General features: G+C 65.3%; 4 protein-coding genes. 1 reads left to right on the forward strand and 3 read right to left on the reverse strand.

Annotated elements, in window-relative coordinates; translation table 11 throughout:
* Nucleotides 1-737: NAD-dependent epimerase/dehydratase family protein (locus EN780_RS26955; RefSeq protein ID WP_128275811.1), on the forward strand; the 737-nt coding region annotated here is incomplete at its 5' end.
* A 50-nt stretch (nt 738-787) separates the two neighbouring features.
* Here EN780_RS26955 and EN780_RS26960 read toward each other — a convergent pair.
* From EN780_RS26960 to EN780_RS26970, 3 genes are all read right to left on the reverse strand, one after another.
* Entirely contained in the window at nt 788-946 is a 159-nt protein-coding gene (locus EN780_RS26960) for a DUF3309 family protein (RefSeq protein WP_127283862.1), read from the reverse strand.
* A gap of 97 nt (nt 947-1043) precedes the next feature.
* Entirely contained in the window at nt 1044-4214 is a 3171-nt protein-coding gene (locus EN780_RS26965; protein ID WP_127392859.1) for an efflux RND transporter permease subunit, read from the reverse strand.
* A 72-nt stretch (nt 4215-4286) separates the two neighbouring features.
* A partial coding sequence (locus EN780_RS26970) for an efflux RND transporter periplasmic adaptor subunit (RefSeq protein WP_128275812.1) occupies nt 4287-5258 on the reverse strand: 972 nt, incomplete at its 5' end.

The following is a 5258-nucleotide window of genomic DNA, read 5'->3' on the forward strand; positions in this document are numbered from 1 at the left end:
ACACCGACTGGGGCAAATACCTGCCGATGGCCGAGAATGTCATGGCCGCCTGCGGCGCCAACGGCGCGCTGCATTTGTTCCCCGGCACCGTCTACAATTACGGCTCGCCGATGCCTCGCGTAATCACGGAAGACACGCCATTCCGGCCGACGACCGAGAAGGGCCGCATCCGCGTCGCCATGGAGGATCTGTTTCGCCGCGAGGCCGAGGCCGGCCGCGTGCGCACCATTCTGCTCAGGGCGGGCGACTTCTTCGGCGGCACCGGCAGCGGCTCCTGGTTCGATCTGGTCGTCGCCGCCAAGATGGCGAAGGGCATTTACACGGCGCCCGGTCCGGCCGATCTCGTCCACGAATGGGCCTATCTGCCGGATTTCGCAGCGGCTTTCGTCGGCCTGGCGCGCAATCTCGACAAGCTCGGCTTCTATGAGGCGCTCAACTTCCCCGGCCATGCCGTCACCGACCTCGATATCAAGGCCGCGGCCGAGAATGCGCTCGGGCGCAAGCTGAAGCTCGGCTTCATGCCGTGGTGGGTGCTGCGCGCCGGCAGCCCGTTCGTGGCGATGTGGCGTGAGATCGTCTCGATGTCCTACCTTCGTTTCGAGGAGCACCAGCTGGCCTCGACACGGCTGGAGAAGATCATCGGCGAAATCCCGCACACCCGTCTCGATCAGGCGGTGAAGGAGGCCATGCGGGATATCGGCATTGCCGTCGCTCCCGCCTCGCGCGAGGCCGCCTGACTGCGGCCGACGACGACCGGGCCTCCGAGGAGGCTCGGTCGTATAAGGGATCAGATTCTGCCCATCAACAACAGGATCAAAAGCACCACCAGGATGACGCCGACGATGCCCGAAGGGCCATAGCCCCAGGAGCGCGAATGCGGCCATGCCGGCACGGCGCCGATCAGGATGAGGATGAGAATGATGACGAGAAGTGTGCTGACCGTCATGAGAAAGCCCTCGCCGTGAGGTGAAGTTATGCTGGGACAATGCAAAAGGCCGCCCGGTTGTTCCCCGGGCGGCCTTTATCTTCCTGGTTGAGCTGACTTATTCGGCGGCTTTCTGGAAGGCGATGGCCGGCTCGGCGCCCGCATCGTCGCCTGGGACAGTCGTTGCAACCTTGCCCTTGCCGCGACCGAACAGCCGCCGGAAAAACGCGTTGAAGCGACTGTCCTTGCTGCGCGTGAACACCATCAGCATCGATGGCGTCACCACCAGCGTCAGCAAGGTGGCGAAGGACAGGCCGAAGACGATCGCCGACGACAGCGAGATCCACCACTGCGTCGACGGCGCGTTGATCGTCGTCTCGTGATGGAAGATCTCGAGGCCGAGGCCGAAGGCGATCGGCAAGACGCCGAGGATCGCCGACACCGCCGTCAGAACAACCGGACGGGCGCGCTCGCGGCAGGTCTGCAGCACCGCGTCCATCTTGTCCCAGCCTTCCTCGCGCAACCGGTCGTAAGTGTCGATCAGCACGATGTTGTTGTTCACCACCACGCCGGCGAGCGCGATGACGCCGATGCCCGACATGACGATGCCGAAGGCTTCGCCCGTTAGAAGCAGCCCGAGGAAGACGCCGACCGTCGCCATGACCACGCAGGACAGCACCAGCCAGACGCTGGTGAACTTGTTGAACTGCATGAGCAGCACCAGGAAGATCAGGAAGATCGCCGCGCCGAAGGCCTTGCTGAGGAAGGCGCCGGCCTCGGCGCTGTCCTCGTTGGAGCCGGCGAGCTTCCAGCGGATGCCACTGCCCAGCTCCATCTCGGAGACGGCCTTGGTCACTTCCTGCTGCACCGCCGCGACCTGCGCGCCGGCGCTGACATTGGCTTGCACCACCACCGTGCGCGCGCCGTCAATGCGGTTGAGGATGCCGACCGTCGGCTCGGGCTTGCGCACGACGAAGTTCGAGATCGGCACCGAGCCTTGCGAGGTCTGTACCCTCAGCTCATCCAGCGTCGACAGCGTGCGCCGGTCCTCGGGCAGGCGCAGCCTTATGTCGACGGCGTCGTCCGCCCCGGCGGGCCGGTATTCCGAGAGCTTCAGGCCGTTGGTCACCAGCTGCACCACCGTGCCGACCGAGGTCGGGCTGATGCCGTATTGCGCCGCCTTGGCGCGGTCGACCTCGAGCGCCCAGTCGACGCCGGGCGGCGGCAGGCCGTCCGATATGTCGATGACGTTGGGAATCTTGGCGATCCGCGCCGCCACCGCGCGCGCCTTGTCGTCGAGCCCCTTGGGATCGGCGGCCGAAAGCCTGATCTGGATCGGCTTGCCGGTCGGCGGGCCGGCCTCCGGCACGCGCACCTCGACATCGACGCCGGGAATGCCGGCCATGACGCCGCGCAGGTCGCTGAGGATCTGGTTGGCCGACTTGCGCTCGCGCCAGTCGACGAACTCGTACTGGATGACGCCGACGACATCCTCAGGAATGTCCTGGCCGCCGCCTTGCGTCTTGCCGGCGCGCGTATAGACCGACTTCACCCCCGGCCAGCCGAGCAGCCGGTTTTCCGCTTCCTTGGTGGCGGCGTCCATTTCGGCCAGCGAAAGGTTGCCGCGCGCATGCACGTAGAGCAGGCCGTAATCCGGCTCGACGCTGGGGAAGAATTCGACGCCAGCACCGTATTTCGAATAGGCGAAGCCGACGCCGACCAGCAGGCCGACGGTGAGCAGGATCACAGTAATGGGGAAGCGCACCGCCTGCTTGACCAGCGCCATGTACCAGCCGTCGCGGTTCTCGTCCTCATGATGCTTGGGCGCCTTGGCGAAGATGGCGCCCAACGTCGGCGCGAACACCAGCGCATAGAGCATCGAAGCCGACAGCGTCACGATCAGCGTGATCGGCATGTATTTCATGAAGTCGCCGATGATGCCCGGCCAGAACAAAAGCGGCGAGAAGGCGGCGATGCGCGTCATCGTCGCGGCGATGACCGGACCGGCCATGCGCCTTGCGGCCAGCGCGAAGGCGTCCGCCTTCGGCATGCCTTCGCTCATGCGCCGTTCCGCGAATTCGGTGACGATGATGGCGTCGTCGACCAGCATGCCGACCGCCAGGATGAGGCTGAACAGCACGATCATGTTGATCGTGTAGCCCATCATGGCGAGCAGCAGGATGCCGATCAGGAAGGACGACGGAATGGCCAGCCCGATGAGCAGCGAGGCGCGGCCAGACAGCGCATAGAGGATGACGATGAACACAAGGATGACGGCGATCATCACGTGGTTCTGCAGGTCGCCAAGCAGTTGGTTGACGAAGACCGATTTGTCCTGCGTGTAGGTGACGTGCATGCCTTCCGGCATCGTCTTGATGAAGCTGTCGGACACTTCCCTGACGTGGTTCAGGGTGTCGATCAGGTTGGCGCCGATGCGCTTTTTCACCTCGATGGCGATCGCCGGCTTGCCGTCGAGGCGCGTCACCGTCTCGGCGTCCTTGAAGGTGGAGCGGATGGTGGCGATGTCCTTGGCCTGCACCACGGCATTGGGCGTGGCGACGACCGGCAGGTTGGCGACATCCTCCGGCGTCTCGATCAGCGACGGCACCTTGACCGCGTATTTGCCTTCCGAGCCTTCGAGATTGCCGGCCGCGACCAGGCTGTTGGAGGCGCCGACGCCTTGCATCACCTGGTCGAGCTGCAGCCCGTAGGAGGACAGCTTGACCGGGTCGATGACGACTTCGACCAGATCGTCGCGCGCGCCCTGCAGCGAGCCTTCGAGCACGCCGGGCACTTCCTCGATGCGGTCGCGCAATTCGCGCGCCGCCGCCGTCAGCACGCGCTCCGGCACGTCGCCGGACAGCGTCACGACAAGGACCGGAAACTCGGAGACGTTGACCTCGTTGACGGTCGGCTCCTCGGCCGCCTGCGGCAGGTCGGCCTTGGCGTCCTGCACCTTGCTGCGCGTGTCCTGCAGCGCCGTCGCCAGATTGGTCTGCGGCTGGAACTCGACCAGCACGTAGCCGCCGCCCTGGAAGGCGGCCGAACGCATCTCCTTGAGGCCTTTCAGGCTCTTCAGCTTGCTTTCCATCGGACGCAGAAGAAGACGCTCGGAATCCTCCGGCGAGATGCCCTGATAGATCAGGCTGATATACATCATCGGAATCGGAACGTCCGGCTCCGCTTCCTTCGGTGTCGACTGATAGGCGACCCAGCCCGCCACGAGCAGGAACAGCAGCGCGGATATTGTGAGGCGGGCGTTGTGGATGGCGAGTCTGACGATATCCATGACTTATGCCTGCTGTTGTCTTCGAGGAGTGGCGAATTGGCCGACGCCGGGCGCGCCCGACGTCGGACTGCGCTACTGCGTCCCGGAGGTGGCTTCGCCGATCAGCTTGTTGATGGTCGCCTGGTCGGCCTCGACCGGCTTGACCGCGTCGCCTTCCTTCACCAGCTCCTGGCCGGCGACGATGATGCGCGCATCCTGCGGTATGCCGCCCAGCACCAGGCCGTTCGGCGTGTCGTCGACGAGATCGATCGGGTAGAACGCCACCTTATTGTCCTTGCCGACGGCGCGGATGCCGAGGTCGCCCTTGTCGCCGAGCGTCACCACCGAACGCGGCAGCATGACCGCGTCGGTCGGCTGCGCGCTGAGCGTGATTTCGGCCGTCATGCCGGCGGGGATGGCGCCATCGGCATTGGGGATCGCCACTTCGACACGGAAGGTGCGGGTCTGCGATGAGGCGTCGCGACTGATGTAGCGCACCGTGCCGGTGACCTTCTGGTCGTTCACCAGCCGCACATTGGCCTCGTCGCCGATCTTGATGTAGCGCAGGTCGCGCTCGCTGACCTCGCCGCGCGCGATCACCGGGTCGAGCTTGAGGATGGTTGCCACCTCACCGCCCTGCATCACCGAGCTACCCAGTTCCACCGGAACGCGGTCGATGACGCCATCGAACGGCGCCTTGACCTCATTGCGGTCGAGCTCGGCTTGCGCGGTCTCCAGCTGGGATTGCGCGGACGTCAGGTTCGAGCGCGCGGTGTCGAGCTGCAGCGCCGGCAGATTGCCGGTTTTCATCAGCCGCAGGGCCGCTTCCAGCTCGGCCTGGCGCTGCACCAGAAGCTGCTTGGCGTTGTCGACGTTGGAGATCTTCTCCTCGGCCGCCAGCATCAGCACCAGGTCGCCGGTCTTGACGCGCTGGCCCTGCTTGACCGGCAGCTTATCGATGACGCCGGCGACGCGCGTCGCCAGCACCGCCCGCTTGTCGGCCTCGGTCAGCCCGGAAATGCGGATGGCACGCGCATAGGTCTTGCGCGGCGGCGTCACCACAGC

The organism is Mesorhizobium sp. M4B.F.Ca.ET.089.01.1.1 (genome assembly GCF_004022605.1).
Classification (GTDB): Bacteria; Pseudomonadota; Alphaproteobacteria; order Rhizobiales; family Rhizobiaceae; genus Mesorhizobium; species Mesorhizobium abyssinicae.

Excerpts from the sequence above, each read along its gene's own strand:
- EN780_RS26960 (WP_127283862.1), bottom strand. The coding sequence starts at position 946 with ATGACGGTCAGCACACTTCTCGTCATCATTCTCATCCTCATCCTGATC.
- EN780_RS26965 (WP_127392859.1), bottom strand. The coding sequence starts at position 4,214 with ATGGATATCGTCAGACTCGCCATCCACAACGCCCGCCTCACAATATCC.